We start from the raw sequence: 23,631 nt of genomic DNA on the forward strand, positions 1-23,631 counted from the left end.
ATCGTTACCGTTAACTTTGAACCCCAAACCGTCCGGTATTTCAAAGTGATCCAAACGGGCACAGCCTCGAACTGGTGGTCCATTCGCGAGCTTAGAGTATATGGCTTGACAGCAGCTTCTGCATCCTTAACGGTTCCGGCGAATGTGACCAGCGGGCAAAACTTTGATGCAACTGTTGAATTGGACAGTGTGGTAACAAGTGTATATGCCCAAGATATTAATTTCACCTACGATCCCAACGTTGTGGAGTTCCTTTCAGCGGAATCCTTACAGTCTAAAATCGTGATTGCGGCACAATCCAATGCTGGAGGCCATTTGCGCTTCTTGACTGCGAATATCGGCGGCGGCGGCAGTGTGAATGGTCCATTATTGAAGCTGCATTGGAAAGCGAAAGAAACAGCCGATAATGTCAGCACCACAATAGCTCTTTCAAGTATTGCGCTGGCTGACTTACAAAAGGAAACCAATCTCGATGGTAGTTCGAAAGTCATTCTCGTAAAAGCCATTGTAGATTTGACTGAACTGAGAGCACTGATTAATAATGCACAAACGCAGCACGATGCAGCCACAGAAGGTTATTCTTCCGGTCAATATCCTATTGGCTCGAAAGCAAAGCTGCAAGCTGCAATTACCTCAGCCAATAATGTAGCAAATAATCCAGATGCAACGAAATCAGAAGTCGCAGGAGCAATAACGGCACTGACGGCAGCCCTGCAATCATTCACATCTTCCGTCTACACTTCTGACCCGGCAGACATGAATAATGACGGAAAATTCACGGTAGTCGATTTAGCGATTGTGGCTGCGGCATATGGCAAAACTTCCTCAGATCCAGATTGGGAAATGTATAAACGAGCTGATTATAACCGAGATGGCAAGGTTGATCTCACAGACTTGGCTGCTGTTGCACAACGTATTTTGCAATAAGAATCTCCGTAAATCGTTTAAGTTGCCTAGGCTAAGCTGAATGACGCCCGCTATGATACATTTTGTATTGTAGCGGGCCTTTTCTTTCTTGTAAATGTAAACTACTCTTGACATGGTGTAAATTTTTTATTACATTGAGAATATAATACTATACATCGTGTAAAAGTTAACGTACAAAGGAGTGTGAAGCATGACTTATCAAGAAAAGAAAAGCATCTTATCGTTGATCAGCGCTATTCTCATTTTCGGTTCTTATTGTATGTACATGTACCCGAAGTATCCCGAGGGTGCGCCGGAGTCGACCTCAACCTTACACTATTGGGGTTCCTTCGTCCTCATTTTGACGATGGTTTCCATCGTCGCTCACATCGTGATCAGCATTATTTTTAACATCGTCTTTCGAATTACGACCAAGGAAAAGGAACCGTCCTTTGAAGATGAACTGGATAAGCTGATTAACTTGAAAGCCTTCCGAAATTCTTTCGCTGTATTTATCCTCGGTTTTCTTCTTGCTATGGGATCGCTTGTTATCGACCAGCCGTTACACGTAATGTTCATGATCCTGATCGCTTCGGGATTCCTTTCCGATGTGACCGGCTCCATTACGAAACTTTATCACTATCGGAAAGGAGTCTAGTATGGGCAAAAATCTTGTCGGCAATCACATCCGTAAATTACGATTCAACCATGATGAAATGACTCAGCAGCAATTGGCTGACAAGGCAGGCGTAACAAGACAAACCATCGTGGCCCTGGAAAAGGGTAACTACTCACCGTCTCTTGAACTTGCTTTTCGCATCGCTCGTGCCTTTAACTCGCCATTGGAAGAAGTATTCTTTTATGAGGATGAAAAAGATGGAGGTTAGATAGGATGTCAGTTAAAATGGCTTCTAAAATTGTGGGAATATTGTTTATCCTTGCAGCCGTTACGGCGGTAATCGGTGGTCTTTTCTTATACAAACCAATCCTAAACGATCCTAATTACCTGATTCAAGGTTCCGAACACGCGGGCCAGATCGTACTTGGAGCGCTTATGGAATTAATTCTTGTCGTTTCCGCGGTCGGAACTGCAACTACAATGTTTCCATTATTAAGAAAATACAATGAAACCATCGCCCTGTGGCATGTTTGCTTTCGGTTTATGGAAGCCGTTATTATTACTATCGGTGTGATCAGCGTACTGTCCCTACTGACTTTAAGCCGGGAATTCGTAGCGGCAGGAGCCTCGGATATCGCCTCTTTTCGAGCATCTGGCATTTTGCTAAAAGCAGTGCATGACTGGACATTTTTGCTTGGCCCCAATTTCATGCTAGGCATCAATACGATGATGTACAGTTATATCTTTTATAAATCAAAGCTCGTCCCCAGGTTTATCCCCATCTTAGGTATGTCAGGTTCCATTCTCATTTTTCTTTGCGCCTTGCTCGTCATGTTCGGTGTAATTGAACAGCTTTCGGCTTGGGGTGCTATTTTAGCGCTGCCAATTGCGGCTAATGAAATGATCCTCGCTGTGTGGCTGCTTGTTAAAGGATTCAATGATATTTCTCGCTAATTTTGGAAACTCGGTAATAGGACAAATTTGTTCTCGAATACGATAGAAAGCTGTCATGCTATAAAAGGAGGACTTCGGATGAGTTCCCTACTTCAATCCCGCTTCTTCAAGCAGTCCGATCCAATGGAGCAAGATTTTGTTTATCGTTTACCTGAGACTTGGTGGAGCAGACCTTATGAGTATGCCTGGTGCGCTTCCTTCATAGAGTCCAGCGATACTGCATTAGATGCGGCTTGCGGAATCCCACATCCGTTTAAATTTGTTCTTGGTCGGAGATGTATGCATGCTTATGCCTGCGATTGGGACTCTCGCATCGTTTCATCAAACATCATTCTGGATGCCGTTCGGATGGAAATTAACGAAGAGGCAGCCGAGATTGTACAAAAGGGTGCGTTTACGGAAACTCATCTCAGTCAAGCAGGCCTTACTCAGCTTCCTTACGCAAATTGTTTTTTTGATAAAATATTTTGTATTTCCGTTTTCGAACATTTGAATCTCGCAGACATGCAGTTAGTCTTGGAGGAATTCAAAAGAACGCTTAAAGACTACGGAATCATTCTCCTCACACTCGACTACCCAACCATCGACTTGAGCAAATTTCAGTCATTTGTTCAGAACGCAGGGCTAGAATTCTGCCATGAAGCAGACTTCACACTTCCGCCTGATGCTTTAAAAACTGACTTGTGGGGTGGACTATATTGTTTTCGAGCAGCGCTAAAAAAGACGGTTCTTAACTCCGGTAGTGCCTGATAGAAAAACAAAAACATAGCAAAAAAACGAGCCTCTAGAGTCGCTTCTAGGGCTCTTTTTAATGCTTCCGCACTAATCGTTTGGTTATCTGGATCAAATATATTTTAAATATTCCTTAACCGGAGCTGAAATTCAATGAAAAAAATTACGATTCCCTACTGGATTTTTACTGTGCTAATAGTGTTATTTATGGGTGTAGGCGCGAATGGGCATATGCCGGTTTGATCTTCGATTTGACAGGCGCTATGTATTCCAGCATCACTGTGGACGGCATTTCGGCTGGATTGGGTTTTCTTCTTGGTTATATTATGATCTTAGGTTCTTATGTTTATTACCATAAAAGACAGAAAATTGGCTTGTTAAAAGAGAATATCGCAAGGGGAATATGAGGGTAAAAGAAAAATCTCCCTCTAAATGGACTGCAGATGCTTGTCAGAGCCATTTAGCCGGAAAAACTCCCGCTATTTGCACCGATTTCGTGAGAATCTACGAAAACCAGTCAAATTAACGGGAGTTTTTCCTTTTAAATATCCTAAAAGGTCATCATTCGAGCCATTTAGAGGTGGGTTTTCCAGTTATTTCAATAACCCATATCCTTTAATATCTTTGACAATGTGCGCAGACGCTCTCCGATCAGCTCATCGTCGTCGCTCAAAGCTTGATTGAATAGCTTAATATCTTCATTAATTCGCTCATTGTCCGTACATATTGCCACGGTCATAGCATCACCTTGCAGGCCAACCCTATCAATGACGGGCTCCTGTGGGTCATATAAATTTTCATATCTATAAGCTTCACGAAAATGCTCCAGTGTTCGGCAAATCAGAATGGATAAATCGAGAACACGATGGAGAGGCAGTTCTTCTGACTGTCTTGACCATTTTTCTCCCGTGTATCTCCATACTTTGGCCGAAATATCGACCTTCCCTCTATCGTTCCACTGAGCTAAGCCTAATGAAAGGCCTTTTGCATCCGTATTTCGGGCAAGTCGGCCGTCGATTTGCTCATAGTTTTCCGACACGACAACAGGTTTATGCTTCAAGGTAGTGGGTATTTTCATTGTAATTCCCTCTTTCCGTTTACCTATTTACTAATTTACTAAACAACGGTTTCATCTTATCTTGAATTTCACCGTTAGTCAATCCGGCTTAATCCTTAAGAGGCTTATTATATCCTCTGTCTCCGTAGGGCTGTAACTTCTCAAGCCACGGCTTTAAGATTTGTTTCTTCTCCCAGCGCATGTCGGTCACCTTGTCGGCTTCCTTCTGTTCCAGCACCTCATAATCGAAGCTATCCTCTCCGAATTCCTTCCAATCGTTCTGGAGCTGAGCATTTGCGAATCTTCCGGCATCCAACTGCATCTTCAAGGTGAGCCATTTGTTTTTCAAATTCGGATAGCTGTCGATGTAGATTTTGCCGTTGACTTTGTTCTTGATTTGGGCGACACCCATATAAACCTTGATCTGCTTATAATCCTCCAGAAGCTCTTTGCGCTTACTTTTGTCCATAATGGATTTTCCTCCCTATCGAATCGAATACATATTTATGATATTTACAAATACCTTGCGATAATTCGTACTAGCTTGGCAGGGAATTCATGTAGATTCGTAATATCCAAAAATCTTTCATTCCCATAGATTTCACTAATGACATCCTTGTCTTGACCAATAGCGGCTGCCAGAAATGTAATGCCTTTCCGTTCATATTCCTCTAATGTTTGTTGCATATCTGTAACGGCATAACTTCCGGTATAGTCGTCCATTGCTTTGGGCTGTCCGTCACTTATGCTTATCAACAGCTTAGTTTGTTGCGGCGCAACGGCTAACCGTTCCGCCATAATTCTAAGAGCCATTCCATCACGATTATTGCTTCTGGCCCGCATCTGCATGAGCCTTAATCGATCATTAGAATCGGGTTTATCAAAATCGGCATACGCATAGATCGACATTTGCTCCATTTTGGAGACATCCGCCGTATCCCCATAGATCAATATGGGAATATTACATAGTTGACAATATTCATATACCGCGATTACGGCTCGCTTTGCTGCTTCCAGTCTCCCGAAAGCTGACATCGATGCCGATTCATCCACCCGTAGACCAACCACAAGGGAAGGCGACTCCGCTTGCGGGCGTTTCTTAGCAAAATACCGATAATCTCTGTAGGCAACGCTGTCTGCCTGAAATTTGCTGCCATAATAATGACTTCTCGCAAATTCGGAAGACATTTCATGTTCCAAGAGCGGAAGTGTCTTTCTAGCGATTTCCTTCACGATCGGCATCAGTCCCTGACTTAGACTGACATATTCCTGTTGATTTTCCTGATCGCAATCCGGACGGTGAACAACGAGCTTGACTTTTTTATGAATGGAGTCAGACACAATCTCCCTTGCTGCTTGATTCAGCTTTTTACGGAAATCACGATCTTTCTGTTTCGTATCCTCCAACATGGGCTCAAGATTGGCCTGATGATATCGGGGAGAGCCATTTTCTCCAAAATCCGAACGTTCCATCTGGGTAGAATCATCCCAAACATGGGTAGAATGTTCTTCGCTATCAGCAGATTTTTTTAATGCGATACCTTTTTCTTCTTCCTGGTTATCATTTTCAAAATCGGTGCCGTCTATATCTCCCCATGTCTTGATCTCTATGGCATCGTTACAATTTCGTTTTTTTTTACTTCAAACGGAGCTTCCTCTAAGCTGGCCATCAAACCTTGCTTTTCGAGTGCTTCTTCCAAGAGTTTAATCTCTTCGGAATCCGTTGTGATCTTATAGATGACTTTATGATACAGGGATTGTTTGGCGGAAGCTCCTTCTGCAACCGCATCTGCCCAGTAGAAGAACGAACGCATTCCAGCCACACCTTTGATTGCATGGGCCCGGGCTGTTTTGTCTAGAATAATAATGATATCTGCTAAAACGCTCAATACCTTTTCATCTTGATATCCGGTTTTGGAGATTGCGCGTTCTACCATAACTTCTTTGGTTGGCAGATCCATCTTTTCTGAGTGCTGAACCCTGTCACGCAATGCTTCGTTAAGCGGCCTAGCCCCTGCATAACTGCGGTTTGTTGTGATGACCGCTATGAAGTCCGGATGTCTTCGTATGATTTCGGTAGGAAGATTGATGCTGCCATCCAGCTCCAAGGCAGAGTTTAACGCCATCAATACCGCAGCATCGCGAATAACGTTTGGTTCTTGGATTTCCAAAAGATAACCTTTTTGATACGCTCTGACGATCTCCGATGGGTAAAAACGGTACTCAACCGCTTCGCCGTCGTTGTTTTCCGAAGCAAGTTTCAGCAGCTGCTTCATCTTTAAGGCGGCTTCTTCCTGTGTAATCCCCAGTACGTCCATCAAAATTTCACTTATGCTTTGAAAACCATTGCTTTCATACAATGCATTCAAAACGGTTTGCTCCGCAGGCTTCAATTGCTCTAATCGGTCGGAAGAAATCACTGGCAAAATAGCGCCAATAATATCCGATTTATCCATATCGGCAAAACAGGTTACTTTCGTATAAGGCAGCCCGAAATTTGCCGATAATGCTTTGGCAAGTTGTGTTTTACCGGAACCGGCGTCACCTTCCAATAAAATATTGGCAATTTTCATTTCCCCGCGATGCCAGTTGCGCTTTATTTCGTTGCTAATGCGCTGTTCTTCTTCGCTGACCTTATGCGATATTGGCTTTTTCCAAACAAGCTTTTTTTCTACATCTGTCAGTTGTCTTTCAGGTGACAAAACATATTTTTCGAAATCTGTCATTCCTTTCTCCTCCTATCTGTCATGTGCCTTGAGCTTTCGTTTTTTTCTTAACAATAAGTGGGAGCAGCAGCAGCGCACCGATCAGAATCAAACCACCGCTGACGACATAGACCCCCAGTAGGGATAGCGCATTCTTCAGATAGCCCGATATGAACATGCCAAGCACCATCATCCCCATAAAAGCAGGCATGATCGTCCCCGATACCCGGCCAATAAAGGCCCCTTCCGTGTTCCGCACAAGAAGCGTCTGGATTCCCCCTTGAATACTTGGGTAAAATAAACCGCTGATCACTAGAAGTGCAATGGTGAGCCAAATCATCGTAGATGCGCCAATTCCAACCGTACTAATTGCGGTAACAATCAGACCCACCATGAGCAACAATTGTGGCTTCACCTTTTTGGCGATCCCCATGATGACAGCACCGCCAATCAACATGGCTGCCCCATTGGTCATAACCAACCACTGTAGGAACTGTTTGCTCTGTCCCAATTTCTCCATGACAAGAAAGATCTGAAGCGGTTGAATCAGTCCTGATCCCAATCCCATCGCTGCGAATGTCAAACTGAGCGTTCTTAAGGATGGATTGGACCCGATATACCGCAGCCCCGCCTTCATCTCCTTCATGAAGCTACCTACTTCACCGGACCTTGTCTCCTCCGCGTCACGGGGAAGCGACGATAAAACAAGTGAAGAGCCAAGGAACATGACTGCCGTTAGGATCAGAGAGGCATGAATGCCAAACTGTAAGAAAATAAACGTCCCGATGACCGGACCCAAAACCGTGAACACGGCTATAACCGTTTGGGACAAGGCCATCACGCCTTGCAATTGTTCGCCAGGCACGTGCCGTTTGTACAATTTCATAGCCGAAGGCTGAGAAAACTGAGACAGGCTGGCGGAAATGAATGATCCGATGAGAAGTGCCGTCCATCCGCCATTCATGACGGCAAGCAGCACCGCCACAACGGACAAGCTGGAAAGCAAATCGCTCCATACCATTGTTCGTTTCGGCCGCCATCGGTCGGCAAAGGTTCCGCCAATAATAGCGAATAGAAAGATCGGAGCGAATTCCGCTACCGAGATCAGTGATACATACACCGGATTATTTTGTGTCAAATCGGTAACATAAAGAAGTACGGCATAATTCCGAATCCAAATTCCCAACTGCAAAAACACGCGGGAAAGGATAATAGTTCGAACATAACGATTGGAAAACATTTTTAAAACCCCAATCCTTTCATATTTTTTAATCATTTGCGCAGACGTTCGATGATCATCTCACCATTGCGAATTTCTACTAATCAACTACGCTAATAATTTACTAAATTACTAAGTCAGTATATATCGATTCTTATCGTTCGTCAATCCGCTTTTTTAGGGGTATTCGTAATTTTGCAACCGCGGTTTCAACGAAATTGGGCTGGATAACAAAAAAAAGAAGAAGGCTATTTAGCCTTCTTCCGCTATTTTTAACACTTAATTCTGAAGAATCAATTGCGCCACTGCCGCTAAATCAGCGATGTCAATGATGCCATCGTTATTCATATCCGCGATTTTGTACTGCTCCCAGTTCGGATCAGCGGACGTTTTACCATACCAAGCTGCTACCATAGCCAAATCTCCGATGCTCACTTTGTTATCTCCGTTCAAATCGCCCGGATCTCGCGTGATTACGGTAATTTGTACGCTTTGCGAAGCGCCGCTTACCGGCGTCTCTACGCCATTAGCATTTGCTACCGTAATGTTCTTTAATGTGACAGTTCCGGTTACCGATTGAGCGATCGATTTCGCTTTAAAATTCAATTTCAGCAAGTCGCCATCCGTACTTACCGCATGATTCCCGCCTAGGCTGGCCAGTAGGATTCGAACTTGTCCAGGCGCTTTTTCGGAAGTGACCACCGTTAATTGATCTTTCACTAAAGGTTCTGCTGAGATAAGCTCGAACTGCGCCGGATCAAACGTAAGGGTCAGATCTTGAGCGTAGAGAGGTTGAGTCACACCGGTTAAACCATAGTTCAGTCCAAATGACTGCCCTGCGCCGACGCTGCTCGTTCCGGTTAATGTCGCATTTAACGTGACAGCATCTCGAGCTACCACACTAAAACTCAATGTCGTATCCAGTTTATTACCGGCATAGTCGGCCGCTGTAATATTCAGGGTGTGGACGCCCAGCTTACCGGACAAATCGATCGGCGTTCCGTTGGTGTAAGGATTGCCGTCAAGCGTAATGGATTGAGAGACTACACTAGTTTCTTGATCTTGTGTGTTCAGCTCGAACGAAACAGTCTGGTTGTCTTTATATACTGTGCTGTCAACGAAAGGTGCCCCGTTAGCCTTCAGCGTATAGGTTGGCGCGGCGTGATCTTTTACCATGGAATAAGTGTCGACCACTGCCATCGTATCCGTTCTGTACGTGTTGATCTTAACGCTGGACGGTGAGACGTTGATGGTCGAGAAGGTCGGAACTTTTAGCTGGCTTCTGACCTCGGAATATATTTCTGGCGTAGTCATTAATTCGTAGTATTTACTTCCGCTCGCTGAGTTGGCCGTAAGGTACGTCGCACCTGTTGGATTGACGACTCGTCCCTCGCTGTCGATCAGCTGATTTTTCTGCGGAATATCGCCTTTCATCACATACGTTCTGACATAGGAGTGGTCATGACCCATGAAGATCATATCGACATCCAATTCGTCAAACGTCGGGAAAAGGGCGGCTCTTAAGCCGGTAATTACAGCTTCCGTAGAGTGAGGCCCGGCGCCGTAAATGTCATGGTGGAACGTGACGAACTTCCATTTCATGTTAGGCACAGCAGCAACCGTTTCTTTCATGAATTGTACGTGCGAAGCCCCGTTCGTGTTATTTGTGTTCAAAACCATAAATAGCGCATCGCCATAGGTGTAATAATAGTCACCACTGGCATTGGTAACGCCGTATTTGGTTGATTCATTCGGCTGGTTGAAATGGTATTTGTAATTAACGTTGGTATCGTGATTGCCGACAGTGGTTGCAACCGGCAAGCTTCGAAGAACGATAGGGCTTTCGAACGCGTCATATTCAGCTTCAGTGGTCGCATGCTCCACTTGATCGCCTGCAGACATAATAAAGCTAAGATTAGGCAATTTTGCAACCGCTTTATTTAAGGTGTCTGTCCAGCCTTCCGTATCCTTGGTCACACTGCCTGAAGCTCCGATTTGCGGGTCTCCGACGAACATAACGCTAAACTCATCGGTTCTTTGCGTATCAAAGTTATAGACAGGGCTCCAATTTGTATCATTACCGTCGCCAACACGGTACACATATTGTGTGGAAGGCTGAAGACCAGTAACCGTTACTTTATTGGAATAATAGAGCGTCGTTCCGACCGTAGCTGCTGGGGAAACCGTTCCTGTAAATGCTACTGCCTTTGCAGCGGGGAAATTGGTGTCAGTCATATCGGATTTCTTAGCCATTTGGACGATGCTGGCGACCGGATTAATGGAAGAATACCATGTGAGGCGAAGTTCAGTTGCATCCGTGCCGGGATTAAGTGCTATGTCCTTAGGAATGTATGTAACTGCATCTGCGCTGACTATGCCTACCGGTGTTATGTTTCCGTAACCTGCGAATCCATCGGACATCAGGGGTAATGCAACTAATACGGACATAACCAAAATACTAATTTTGGCAGAACGTTTCTTCAGACTAAATGAACTAAACATTCAATATAATCCTCCCTAAACTATTATCACCTTCACCCGCGCGGTATTTCATGAAGGCTCTGATATGATCATAATAGAAGTTTGTTAAACGAGAGTCGCAATCTAGTGAATTGTTTGTAAATAATTGGAACATCATTCAATGAGATATTCGAATACGTTTAGCCCATTTGAATCTTCGAATATGATGGATTGCAGGGTACATAACCAGCACCATCAAGAGCAGACTGGTAATTATGCCCATAGCAAATGCAAAAAGAGAAGAAGTATTTAGTCCGTTGTCCGCCCTCATTCCCGACAATAATTCAGCACTGCCGAACCCGTAAATCAAACCAAATCCAATTGCAAACTCGATCATATATTTTTTATTCCGGTTAAACAGGTTGTTCCAGGTGACAAACAGAATACTAAGCGCGATGATAGATTTTACAAATAATACAGGCGGCGTCACAACATGGAATCCGGCCAAAATTAAGGCCAAGGAATGAGCGGCAGCAAATGCTGCCACGACGGCAAGAAGCTGTTTTACAGAGCCGATCCCTATGAGAAGGCCGAGTAGAAACAAAATATAAACATAACCTGTCATTAAATGCTCCAAACCTAGCAGGAAAAATACTTGAACGGCATGTCCAAAGCTCATGCTGCCCAATTGAATTTCCCGCAGTTCGTTAACGATCACGGCGCTTTGCTGCATTTTACCTAGCGAGAACGTTACATAATTGATATGCCATTGGTCATTATCAAAAACCAAGTCATAGTTCAAAACAAAATGCTCCGGGATACTTCCTATCGGGTACTCCAGTACCGCCTCCGCAAACGGTTGAGCCTCATTCTCCATTTCGATGGACCGAAGACCTGTCATCTTACCTTCAAGCGGCAAACTATCCGCATAAAGCTTAATTTTGGACAGCAAATAAGTTTCTACTTCCTTTTTAGAATTGCTAACGAACCGATTCAACGCTTCCGGCGTCGAGATGCCGATGTCCGGATCATTCGGGGTTGCAATTACCCTTAGATCATACATATCAATCTGTAAGACATATTTGATTTTTCCATTCTCTAATGAAATATTCGAATAAGCTAAACTGTCATTGCCATGAGCCAATGAAACGGGCGTACACAAACCGAACAGCGCAAACATGAACACGATCAACAATATCCTTTTTGTACTCATCTCATATCCTCCCAAAATAGATTCTCTTGGGAATATTTTACTTCTCATATATTCGAGCAGATGCATAAGTTTTTTTTCTTTTTGTAAAAAAGCTATTTTATCCCAAGTTACTAGTTTCATTGACAACACGTTAACATTCATTTGATAGGATAGCTTATAAGTATTTTTTACAAAAAATGCCATGGAGGTTTCGTATGTTCGCATCCAGTAAGGTAAGAACGGCTCTATTCATTGCAGTGCTATTGCTTATCTCTGTCTTTATGTATTTTTTTAATCAGATTCCCGAAAAAACGTATAACGAACAAGGAGGTACCTCTTATGCAAGCTATGAAAAAGCAAAAGTATTGAGGGTCATCAGCGAAGATTTGACGAAAGATTCGACAGACGAAGGAGTGTTACACGGTTATCAAGAATTGGAGATCAAAATTCTTTCCGGGGAACATAAAGGCGAAGTTCACACTATTACAAACTATTTAAGCGTATACTTAAACGTTCTTGCCAAAGCAAATCAGACCATCATCGTGAACGTCGACTCCGCCGATCCCAAGCATTATCAAGTAACGGTATACAGCTATTACAGAGCCTCGCTTCAATTTTTCATGATTTTGCTCTTCTTTGCTGTTCTATGGGCGATTGGCGGGAAAAAGGGCTTGAAGTCGGTCGCAGGCATCCTATGTACGTTTGCTTTTATTTTTTATTTGTTTATTCCGATGCTGTACAGGGGCTATTCTCCCATTTTTGCATCCGTCGTGGTCGGTCTCCTGATAACCTGTATCACCTTGCTTTTATTGAACGGTTGGAGTTCGAAATCTTTGGCGGCTATATTTGGAACAATGATCGGGGTCGTCATTTCCGGCATCTTTGCCTACATCTTCGGTGAATTAGTCCAAATTTCAGGATACAACACGAAAGAAGTTGAAGTCTTAATTGTCGTTGCCGCACAAACCGGCATGCAGCTCAAAGGATTGTTATTTGCAGGAATTATGCTCGCTACCCTCGGTGCCATTATCGACGTAGGTATCTCTATCGCCTCAGCCGTTTATGAAGTATATGTGACGAACCGTAATCTTAGCCAAAAAGAACTGTTTGTATCGGGCATCAATATTGGCCGCGATATGATGGGCACAATGGCGAATACCCTGCTCCTTGCCTTTACAGGCACTACGCTCTTTACGCTGATGGTGCTCTATGCCATGAAAGTGTCTTTTACTCAATTGGCCAATATGAATATGGTGACGATTGAAGTGATTCAAGGGATAACCGGATGTATGGGGGTCGTGCTGACTGTGCCCATCGTTGCTTATATCTCCTCATTCCTTATTCCAAAGTTCGAGCAAAAGTCGGTTCAGCCTATAGAAAGGCAAGAGACGATGCCTAGCTTGTAGCGTTAATCGAAAAGACCTCCAACGACACCATAAGGGTGTAGATGGAGGTCTTTCTATGATCAATCTATAAGCGCTGATTTCTGCAGCAATTTACGCAGGATCGTCACCACTTCAGCCCGGGTCATCGGATCGGCAGGCGAAAATATGCCATCGCCTTTCCCGGAAACGAGTCCCGCCTTGACGCTTTGAGCAATGCCGGCTTTGGCGTAGCCTGAGATTCGGCCAGCGTCGGCAAAGCCCGCTAACAGCTGCTCCGCCTCGTCGTCCGTAACACGGACCTCCAAGCCGGATAGGTGTATCGCCCGCGCGATGATCGTCGTTGCCTGCTCCCGGCTAATCGTATCAAGCGGACTAAAGGTGCCGTCCTCATGTCCCGAAATCAGTCCGTATTCATACGCCCTTTGGATATAAGGGGCGTACCAGTCTGCCGCATTCACATCTGAGAACACTTTGCCGGCCGATCCGTCTTTGCCCGGCAAGCCTAAAGCTTTAACCGCAATCGCTGCGAATTCCGCCCGTGTCATACTGCGATCAGGCTCGAACTTGCCTGCGCCTGTGCCGCTGATCATCCAGCGCGAGCTCAGGTCGCGTATAGCTTCCTGTGCCCAATGCTGTTCTACATCACCGAAGGACGTTCCAGATGAACGAACAACTGCAAACGTGCCGTTGCTGGCCATGCTCCGGATCACCACAGCCCTTTTCCCGCCAATGCGGGTGGTTTGAGTAGCAACGGGGCTGATGGCTCCATCCGTGGTGATCGTAACTCCCGCTAATTTCCCGGTGTCCGGTGCGTTGTCCGGAAGAATAAGAGTTCGTTCCACATAGGTGTTAAAATGACCGAGCTCGCCAACGTTATCTCCCGTGATGTATGACGCATGAAATACCATTGGCGGGGCGACAAACGAATATCCGCCGCTAGCAGCTGCTTGCTCAAGCTGCTTGGCTTTCGCCTCCTCCGGAGCGGCAATCTCGATCCGCACCCGTACATCGCCTGATGCCGCTCGCTTGCTCAGACTTTGCAAAGCAGCGTTCTTGGCAAGCTCTACGGCAGGAATACGGTAAACGGCTCCGCCGATTTCAAGCCGGAGGGCGGCCTTCCGTTCACCCATCTCCCGCATCACTTCGTCGTTTAGCTCTACCGTCCATATGTCCGACTTCTTATCGAAGACGACGGAGATTTCGGCATTGTCGCCTTTCTCCTTAAGCAGCAGCTGCTTAAGCGGTTCTGCTTGGATGGTAATAACCGTGTTTACTCTTCCGCCCGTGGATATGGTGTTTTCCATACCTGCAGATACGACCTTGCCATTCACTAGTACATTCGCCGTAGCGCTAGGCGGAAAGAACCCGCCGCCTCCCCCGAAGCCAGGAACAATCTCCTTCTTCGTATACACAGCCCGAACAGCTTCACTGTCATTTTTACCTTCAGCTATGACAATCGCCTGTACGGTTGTAGTCGTTGTTAAATCAAAAGGTCCGTTATACCTTAGTGACGCCTCAGTAGGTAAGCTGCCGTCCAAGGTGTAATAAATGATTCCCTGTGGCTCATCAGCGGACAAGGTAATACTGGCCTTACCTTCGAAGGTGGTATTCGACAATCCTGTCGGATTATGTGCTGTATCGATATACATCAAAGCCTTCTTATTCACGGTAACGGTTTTGCTCTCCTGCTGCAAAGATGCGATAAGCTGCACTTCGCTCTCTTTATTCACAGTCTTCCACACAATGGAAGGGTCGTTCGTTAAAGTGTAGCTGGATTTCACACGATAAGCTGTATCATGTTCATTCAACACAACGGCCGCCGCCGCCAGCTTGGCCGAATCTACGCTATCAAACTGGGCTAGCTGAGGATAGAATCCGTCCGAAGCCTTCCAGATCGTCCCATCCAAGCCTTCATACAGCGCCCCCTTAATTAGAGAGCCGGTTAGCAGATTCTCGGCCTTGCCTGGAATGGATCCGACGATTTGACCGCTGCTATTGCTGTAAACAATATCTTCCTTAAGCATCTGCCTGTCGCTAAAAGCATTCGAAATGGATGCCTGATCCGTGACCTGGCCTGCAATCCCGCCATAGAAGGTCTTCTTGTAGATCATCAATCCGTTTATTGCTCCTTCGACCTGTCCATAGCTCAGAACATTATTGATGCTGCCCGCGAGTGCATATCCGGTTATTCCCCCTGCCCGGGTGATGCTTTGGCCCGAGACATGAATATTCCCGGCGTTCAGGACGCCGTGCAAAGTTCCTTCGTTTTCGCCGGCAATTCCTCCTGCGCTCACAACATCGGCTTCTGCATGAAGCTCTGCATTCGAAAAGCTTTTTTCTATGACAGCCGCCGGGCCGTTTGTTCCGGCAAGCCCGCCAATCTTCACCTGGGCGGCATCTTTTTTAATATCGATGCTCCCTACCGCATAAGAGGCTTCAACGCGAGCCATATTTTCGCCGGCCAATCCTCCTGCGACTTGCCCCTCGCCGGATATTGCTCCCTTAAAGTAGGAACGGACTATGCTGCCTTCATTCCTGCCGACAATCCCTCCGGCCACGCCATCCTTCATCGATAGCTCTCCTTGGACCGAAACTTGGATGATCGCTGCTGTCGTCTTGCTGGCTATACCGCCGATATGGCCGAAGCCTTTAATGTTTACACCACTTAACACAACGTCCTTGATTTCGTTATCCGTCTCCGGCACGACGCCTGCCGCTGTCCCGCTGGCAGCTTCCACAGTCACGCTTGTCGCCCGAATGCCGCTGACAGGTCCAGTCACCGCTCCGGCGATGCCACCAAGATCACCTTCGCCCTTGACCGTTACATTCCCTGCAGCCACGTTCGAAATGCCTGCCGCCTCTCCGGCGATGCCTCCGGCATTGCGCGAAGCTGTAACGGAGATGTCGCCTGTCCGGATATTGGCTAACTGCTTCGCCGATCCGGCTATCCCTCCGGCAAAACCTTCTGCTGCCACGATCTTTGTCTTCCCGGTCACGGTGATGCCGCTGATCATCGCCGTCGTCTTGCCGGCTATGCCGCCGATATGGTCAGTGCCTTTAATATCTACACCGATCAGCTCTACATCTTTGATTTCGTAGTCCGTTTCCGGTACAACACCTGCAGCTATCCCGTTTGACGCTTCTACAGTCACACTTCCCGCCCGAATGCCGCTGACAGGTCCAGTCACTGCTCCGGCCACACCGCCAAGTGCGCTTTCGCCCTTGACCGTCACGTTCCCGGCAACCACGTTAGAAATGGCTGCCGCCTCTCCAGCTATGCCCCCGGCATAATGTGCGGCTGTAACGGAGATATGGCCTGCCTGAATATTGGACAGCTGCTTCGCCGATCCGGCAATCCCTGCCACATAATCCCGACCGCTTATTTCAAGATTCCCTGCCGAGACGCTGCTAAGGACACCGATGTTTTTACCTACTGCGCCGCCGACATAATCCCCGCTTCCGGACACTTTTCCGCTCACGGTGATGCCCGCGATGACGCCGTTCTCCGCATTCGTTCCGGCGACAATCCCTACATTCGATCCGGCTGTAATCCGTGCGTCAGCGAAGACCGTATTCCGGATTGTCCCCTTATTGATTCTCACAAAGCCGAAGTTCTCTATGCCATTTCCGCCATAACTTAAGCCGGCGATCTTTTTACCTCCGCCGTCCCATCCTCCCGTGAACGCTTCGAAAGGAATCCATAAGGCGCCGGAAAGGTTCAAATCCCGCCCCAACGTCAGTTTCGATACCGTTGGCTTCTGTGCGGCGTTTTTATGATACAGACGATAGAAGCTAAGATCTGAATCATTCAGCAGCGCCACCGCGCCTCCAAGCTGCTGCTCGCTGGTAATGACAAGATTGTCAGCGGAGGACGCCTCCATCATAAACGACATATCCGGTGCGAATGTCCAGCTGGCAACGTTCCTCAGTACAGGTTTGCCGCCGTTGCTTCCCTCTAAATAAGCCCAGTAAGCATGGTCTGTGGCAAAATCCAATCCGGCAAAGCTTTCCTGCACAGAGAGGTCGGCTCGAGTAAGGCCCTGCACTGCCGTTCCATGGCCGATCCCCGTATCTCCTTCATAATAGGAGTTATTCACTTGGCCATCCCTGAAGTTATAGCCGATGAAGGAGCCTACATAGGAATTGGAGCCGTTGGCCAGAGAAGCCGTGTGTCCTACGGCGGCGTACGTTTCCGTCAGACTGCCGTTGTTATACCCGGCAAAGCCGCCCGCATACGCCCGTGTGGCTCCGTTTGTGCCGATGGCCTCCACACTGCTTTGGGCAGCATAAGCTTTGGCAATCACGGCGCCCTGATCGATCATGCCGGCAAAGCCGCCGCTTCTAGCATCAAAGGCCATGTTGGAAACGGTTCCCGAGGCATAGGCCTCCTGAATGGTATAGTGATCGATATCCCCCGCAAAGCCGCCGGCGTACGAGCCCGCCTTCCCGGAAACGGTAACGGAATTTTTCGCGTAAGCACGCTCAATCGATCCGCTGCCAATACCGCCGGATTCCAAAAGTCCGGCAAAACCTCCCGTGTACAGCGTCGTGTAAGGGTTATCGCTGGCAACCCGCACGATCGAATCGGAAACCGAGTTTCGGATGATCGTATCCGCCAGCCTGCCGACAAAGCCCCCCGTATGGGCAGCAGTAGTAACGCCAGAATTACCCACCGTCCCGCTTATATTCACGGCACTGCCGGCATTTGCCTGTGAATAGACAATCCGGCCGCCTGACGAAAGTCCGGCGATACCTCCCGCATTATAAATGCTGGAGTTCGAAGCCGTAATGGCGGAGGTTGAAACCCCGTTTATGATGTCCCCCTGGTTCCAGCCTGCGATCCCTCCGATATTGGCCGTTTTCACGCCTGAAGCTTCGATACCCGAAGCGGCGCTTGTGTAATAAAGGGAGGACGACTTATTCATGCCGACAACACCACCGACCGAAACGTCGGCTTGATTGCCTGTCCCCACGATTCGAATCGTTCCGCCTTCCGCTTTGGAGAGCGTGATTCCCCTATACAAAGGAAGCATCTGGCCAAAATCGAAAGCCGTATCCGCCGTTGTCTCAGCGACCCCCGCAATGCCTCCCACGAAGCTTGCTCCGGCTGACATAGAAAGGGTGATATCGGGGACTGCCGTCCCTTTGTAAATAATAGAGTCAAGGCTTTTGCCGGCGATGCCTCCCACGGTTGCGCCATCCGAACTCAACTTGATAGTCCCCTTGAAAACGCCGTTCAGAAGAGCGGATTTATCAAGGCTGCCGGCAACGCCTCCTGCATTGCCGCCGGTTCCTGCGGAAATGACCGCTTGTTCGACGGTCACATCAGAGATGTCCCACACGGCGGATTCTTTACCCGTTTTGGCTCCGATGATGCCCCCCACATTGCCATTGCCCGTAATATTCACCGGATTGGCAATACCATCATTATGTGCGAGGAGGCTGATGCCGCTCAGCGTATGATCACTGCTTGAGATACCCACGGCGCCTCCCGTATTGCTGCCGGAGCCTAAGCCCTTGATAACTCCGCCATTCATGGTAATCGTCGTGTCGGCGAGGCTTCCTGCCGAAGCGTATCCGACCACGCCTCCAACGGCTGCGCCGCTAGTCAAGGAGCGGATTTCCCCGGTGGCATCCACGTTAACAACAGCTTGCCGTATGGTTCCCTGACTCTCCCCGGCAACACTGCCTGTATACATCCCTCCGGTCAAATAACCTCCTGCCGGTACGGTAATATTGACGTTGGTGATATGCCCCTTATTCCATGCACTCAGCGCGCCGACGCGGCTTGCTCCTGTTACCGAAACCGGCTCCAGCTTGACTTGGCTGATGGTTGCGCCGCTTCCTACTACCCCAAATAAGCCGGCCAAATCAGGCTTATCCACTCTCAAACCGCTGATCAAATAGTTTTTGCCGTTAAAGCTTCCCTCAAAGGCATGCTGCTCGCTGTTTCCGATCGGTGTCCATTGAGCGGACTGAATACGGATCGGAGCGGTGATCTCCACGACTCTTCCGGCAAAATCGAATTGCGGAAGTCCCGTCACGCTGCCGTTGACAACGGCCGCAAGTCCCGCAAGCTCAGCTTCCGTGCCGATGAAGAAACGCAGATCCTCTTTATGCTGGGTATACCAGCTGATATTGACATTGATTTCAGGCTGTGTCGGACCTCCCCCGCTGCCGGCTTCCAGCACCAGCTCGGGATACATATAATCCGCATGGGTCGTGCCGTATGTCCATATTTTATTCCGGCTGCTGAAGTCCCAGCCCGACAAAACTTTGAAAGCCTCCCTGTCTGCCAGACTGCTGGACAGTATAGGAGATAGACGCCTATAGTGCTTCAGCTCGTAATAGTTTCCTGCGGCAAAGTCCAGCAGCCCGCTGTTGATTCCTAAAGTTTCATCTTTCACATAATAGTTGTTTTCCAGCAGTTCCTTATTGGCCGTATCGTATCTGCCGGCGAAGGCGCCCGCATATGCGCCGTTCTCTCCGGAAATTTGCCCTGCCGAATAGCTGTCTTTAGCGGTTCCGCCGGTAATTCTTCCGAAGAAGCCTCCTGCGAAGGAATTGGCGCCTTTGGCCAGCACATTTTTCGCCGTGTAGCTGCTGTCTACGCTGCCGCTGTCCTGCCAACCCACAAGACCGCCTGCAATGGCATTGGCCCCATTGGAAGAAACAACGGATGAAGTGTAAGACCGGTCAACCGCACCGCTGTTTTTGCCGATCAATCCGCCCAAATAACCGAATTCAGTCCCGGTTCCGCTAATGTCGGCGGAAATATCGTTATTCAAGTAAGAGGAGGCGATAAGTCCGGTGTTCTCACCGACAAGTCCTCCGGCCTTCGTGCGATTGCCTCCCAAGGTCAATGTCGCATTCGAGAATGAGTAATATACCGTCTTGGCATTCAGCCCGACAAGGCCGCCTACCGTGTTTTGACTGCCCTGTGAGACGACGCGGAAGCCGTCGGAAATGCTTGTATTGGCGATCACCGAACGGTTCTCTCCTACAAGACCGCCAACTTTGGAGTCAGATGAGTTCACCGTCAAACTGCCGAGATTCCTGTTATTCTGAATAGAACTCGCTGTCGCCTTCGGGTCGCCGTTGTCCATCCCTCCGGCTCTGGTGTCGTTCAGACCGACGAGGCCGCCCAGAATGGAATTGCCGGACGAAGTGTTGGCCGTTATGATGATCGGCGACATATAGTTATCGGCAATGAGTGCGGTGCTTGATCCTTTGTGGTAACCGGCCAATCCGCCTACTGTAGAGTTCGGAGCGTTGTCCGTAATCTTCACGTTGACGGCATACAAGCTGCGGACCGGGGTCGCTTCATTCCAGCCAACAACTCCTCCAGCCGTTGTTCCATCAGCAGCTTCCAGGAGATGGATGAGCACGTTCTCCACATTATGGTCTTGGGCATTCCCGCTGATGGAGGCGCCTGCTGTCTTGCCGGCTATGCCGCCGACAAGGGAATTCGCCCCGCCGACCTTGAGAATGGCGTACTCCCCATCCTCAGTGGCTATGGAAGAATTGATGATTTCATTTTCCGTATGTCCGGCAATGCCTCCCACCTTGGAAGCAGCACCGGTTGCAGTAATTAGTAAATACTTCTGAACGATGCTGCTCTGAATATGATAACCGGCTCCCATCGATTCCCCGGCGATACCTCCTGCCGTAGAACCGGCGCCGCTAATCGTGATGACAGGGCTGCCACTAACGACAGAATCCAGATTGGAGAGGATGCTTTGACCGGCAATGCCTCCCGCAATACTGCCATCCCCAGTGGCATTGATAAGCGCTCCCGCAACTGCCGGGTCCGTACCATTGCCGGATATCGCCGCATTCTCCAATATTCCCGCAATACCTCCAGCCACGGATTGCGGTCCATTCACCGTCAGCTTCGGATTCAGGCCATCCTCGCTAAATACTTTAGGCTGCACGATGCTGCCGGTGCTGCGGCCGGTGAGAAGACCTGCGATACTGCTCTGCCCTTCGGCGGCAATATCCGGATTCAGAATTGCGATACGGTTAAGCGTTCCGACGTTCTGCCCGATAATGCCTCCCACTTGTGCGCGCGCACCGCTGGAAGCAAGCTTGATATTGCGAATGTTTGGAAGATTCGCAGCGGCAAGCGATGCGCTGTTTTTGCCGAATACACCTCCGATGATGGAGTCAGCCCCGCTGGATTGCAGCTTTAGCTCGCTGGCATCTGTCAAAGGCATCGATATATATACATTGCCCGAATGGTTTTCACCTACTGCGCCTCCGAGCATGGTCTTGTCTGCGGTCGAAGTCACACTCACATGCTTCACCGCGATAGGTGACTCCCCGCTTCCAATGATCGCTGTCGGGGTGGTCTCCGCGACTATACCTCCCACTCTCCCTAGAAGCCCGTTCTGGCCTTGGGCACGAATGGCTATATACTCAGGAGCAGAGGACTGGATGCTGCCCGCTGCGTAGCCGGCGATGCCTCCCGCATCCCCTGAGGAGTCGATGGCGGCCTGACTTGCGGCGGTATTTCCCGCCTTGGCGCCAGAAATCGTTCCGGCCCCCAAATAACCGACAATCCCCCCTGTATAGGTGTATTCTCCTCCTGCCACTGCTAACGTCCCTGTAAAAGAGGCGCCGTCTATGGTTCCAACCTGTTCAACAAGCCCGACAATGCCGCCGGTAAATATGCCTGAAGCCAAATCCGTATTTTGCGCGACAGCTCCATTAACACGAATCGTTTTGGCGTATTGAGCGCTCGAGAGATTGGCCCCGGCTGCCGTTATTTTGCCGATGTAGCCGCCGGTATACAAAGCTTTATCTCCCGTTATCGTAATATTACCTGTATTCGATACGTTGTTAGCCGCCTGCGTGTAAGCCTGACTGGAAATAATTCCTCCCGTATAAATATCCGACTTTCCAGTTACAGTAATGTCTCCACTGTTGACGTATGCTCCCTGCTGCGTGCTGCCGAAGGCGACCTGTCCGCCAGCAGCCCCGAACAATCCCCCTGTATATACGTTGGAAGCACTGCCGGACACCGTTAATTTCCCTTGATTTTTAATCTGGAAGCCGGATATTGCGGAAATATTCCCGTCGACATAACCGGCCATAGAGCCTGTATATACATTCTTCGTACCGGAAGCCGCCGCTTGAATATCCACTGTATTGGTAAAGTTGCGGCTCACAGTGAGGCTTCCCTTTATTCGACCTGCTAAACCGCCCGTATAAACCAGATCCTTCGCCTGATTCGTGACCGGACCGGCATTGACATAATTAAAACTGAGGTTCAAATCCTTTTCAAACAAGCCTGTCAGCGACCCGGCATACGCCTCCGTGGAATTGGCTGCGTTTACCTGCACACTCCCTGAGTTTGCCGTCTGATCGGAGAAGGTAACCGAATCCGCTGCCGCAGTCAGGTGCCCCATAATTCCTCCGCTATAAGCGACTGTCCCATCTGCTTTGACGCTTCCGCTGTTTTTAATGAAAGTGTTGCCCTCTGCCATCAACAAGCCGGTATTCACCTGACCGAGAATCCCGCCAGCGGCTGCGGCTCCGGAGTTCTTGACGTAAACAGCAGCCGTATTGCTTGCCGACTTCAGCGTAAGCGCCCCCTCGGTGCTCCCCGCAATGCCTCCGGCGCCGGCTTGGTAGGTCGCGCCGGTAACGGTAACGGTAACGGGAGCGCTGTTCACAACATTGTTGAACGTCCCGCTAGCCGACCCGGCAATCCCGCCCGCATAGCCATACGTATTTCCAGTGACTGTCAGGTTCAGGCTGACATTCGTGGAAACATCATAAATGTAGCTGTTATTCCCGCCGCTGCTCTTGACGCGGCCGGCAAGGCCTCCTACATATGCCTCATCCGTCGGATTGACGGCTATGTTTCCGGACAGTACCAAGCCCCCCACCGTCGCATTTTCCATATTGCCGATGAAGCCCGCGTAGCTATAGTTACCGCTTACGGCAATATTGGAGATGGTGAAAGGTCCGCCGATGCTAGCGATAAGACTTCCTCTGAACGGCAGGTCTTGCGTTCCGATCGGAACCCAGTTGTATAGCGACAAACTCAAATTTCGGTCGACCGCCAAAATTTTCCCCCGAAAATCCGTCGTTCCATTATTCACAAGCTTGGCGATACCCGCAAGCTTGTTAGGTGAGTCAATCGTAAATGTCGTGTAATTGGAATAGTTGTCATACCAGGCTGTGTCGGCGTGATCCGTCCAGTTGTCGGTATCCGCTTGCACCAGCAGTACTCCCCACGTAAGCAATAGCAGCAGCATAAGAATGCCAAGTCTAAAGCTTTTTCTAGAAAAAACTTTACTCATGAAATGTCCTCCCTAGTCTCCATACATAACCATATCCAGCCCAAAAACCGTTCAAGACAGGCTTCGGGCTGGACCATGGAATTACAGTTATT

General features: G+C 48.4%; 14 protein-coding genes. 6 read left to right on the plus strand and 8 right to left on the minus strand.

The window, feature by feature from the left end:
- From GC097_RS11295 to GC097_RS11315, 5 genes are all read left to right on the plus strand, one after another.
- Positions 1–927, plus strand: a 927-nt coding sequence (locus GC097_RS11295; protein WP_171683411.1) for a cohesin domain-containing protein, incomplete at its 5' end; no start/stop codon positions are given.
- 190 nt (positions 928–1,117) lie between these two features.
- The gene (locus GC097_RS11300) at positions 1,118–1,564 is read left to right on the plus strand and encodes a hypothetical protein (protein WP_171683412.1); all 447 of its coding nucleotides are present in this window, start codon (positions 1,118–1,120) and stop codon (positions 1,562–1,564) included.
- Between the two features lies 1 nt (position 1,565).
- Positions 1,566–1,793: a helix-turn-helix transcriptional regulator gene (locus GC097_RS11305; protein WP_171683413.1), complete on the plus strand. Its 228-nt coding sequence runs from the start codon at positions 1,566–1,568 to the stop codon at positions 1,791–1,793.
- 5 nt (positions 1,794–1,798) lie between these two features.
- On the plus strand, positions 1,799–2,479 hold the full coding sequence (locus GC097_RS11310; protein ID WP_171683414.1) for a DUF4386 domain-containing protein: 681 nt from the start codon (positions 1,799–1,801) through the stop codon (positions 2,477–2,479).
- Positions 2,480–2,557: 78 nt separating this feature from the next.
- A complete protein-coding gene (locus GC097_RS11315; RefSeq protein WP_171683415.1) occupies positions 2,558–3,229 on the plus strand; it encodes a class I SAM-dependent methyltransferase in 672 nt (223 codons plus the stop codon).
- 580 nt (positions 3,230–3,809) lie between these two features.
- Here the strand turns inward: GC097_RS11315 and GC097_RS11320 are convergent.
- From GC097_RS11320 to GC097_RS11350, 7 genes are all read right to left on the minus strand, one after another.
- Positions 3,810–4,289, minus strand: a complete 480-nt coding sequence (locus tag GC097_RS11320) for a DUF6530 family protein (protein ID WP_171683416.1) — start codon at positions 4,287–4,289, stop codon at positions 3,810–3,812.
- A gap of 88 nt (positions 4,290–4,377) precedes the next feature.
- Entirely contained in the window at positions 4,378–4,737 is a 360-nt protein-coding gene (locus GC097_RS11325; RefSeq protein WP_171683417.1) for a GIY-YIG nuclease family protein, read from the minus strand.
- Between the two features lie 44 nt (positions 4,738–4,781).
- Positions 4,782–5,741 (minus strand): vWA domain-containing protein, encoded by a 960-nt coding sequence (locus GC097_RS11330; RefSeq protein ID WP_171683418.1) that lies wholly within the window; start codon positions 5,739–5,741, stop codon positions 4,782–4,784.
- Between the two features lie 134 nt (positions 5,742–5,875).
- Positions 5,876–6,994, minus strand: a complete 1,119-nt coding sequence (locus GC097_RS11335) for an AAA family ATPase (protein ID WP_171683419.1) — start codon at positions 6,992–6,994, stop codon at positions 5,876–5,878.
- 19 nt (positions 6,995–7,013) lie between these two features.
- Positions 7,014–8,213 carry an MFS transporter gene (locus tag GC097_RS11340; protein ID WP_171683420.1) on the minus strand — a complete coding sequence of 400 codons (1,200 nt, stop codon included), beginning with the start codon at positions 8,211–8,213 and terminating at the stop codon, positions 7,014–7,016.
- A gap of 258 nt (positions 8,214–8,471) precedes the next feature.
- Positions 8,472–10,694, minus strand: a complete 2,223-nt coding sequence (locus GC097_RS11345) for a fibronectin type III domain-containing protein (protein ID WP_171683421.1) — start codon at positions 10,692–10,694, stop codon at positions 8,472–8,474.
- 136 nt (positions 10,695–10,830) lie between these two features.
- Positions 10,831–11,865, minus strand: coding sequence for a HupE/UreJ family protein (locus tag GC097_RS11350; protein ID WP_171683422.1), 1,035 nt, complete (start codon positions 11,863–11,865; stop codon positions 10,831–10,833).
- Positions 11,866–12,059: 194 nt separating this feature from the next.
- On the opposite strand from GC097_RS11350, the gene GC097_RS11355 reads away from it, so the two are divergent.
- Positions 12,060–13,250, plus strand: a complete 1,191-nt coding sequence (locus GC097_RS11355; protein ID WP_171683423.1) for a YibE/F family protein — start codon at positions 12,060–12,062, stop codon at positions 13,248–13,250.
- Positions 13,251–13,309: 59 nt separating this feature from the next.
- Here GC097_RS11355 and GC097_RS11360 read toward each other — a convergent pair whose 3' ends face one another.
- Complete coding sequence (locus GC097_RS11360; RefSeq protein WP_171683424.1) at positions 13,310–23,539, minus strand: S-layer homology domain-containing protein; 10,230 nt, start codon at positions 23,537–23,539, stop codon at positions 13,310–13,312.
- Positions 23,540–23,631 lie beyond the last annotated feature (92 nt).

Origin of the sequence: Paenibacillus planticolens, from assembly GCF_013141725.1 — a bacterium.
Classification (GTDB): Bacteria; Bacillota; Bacilli; order Paenibacillales; family NBRC-103111; genus Paenibacillus_E; species Paenibacillus_E planticolens.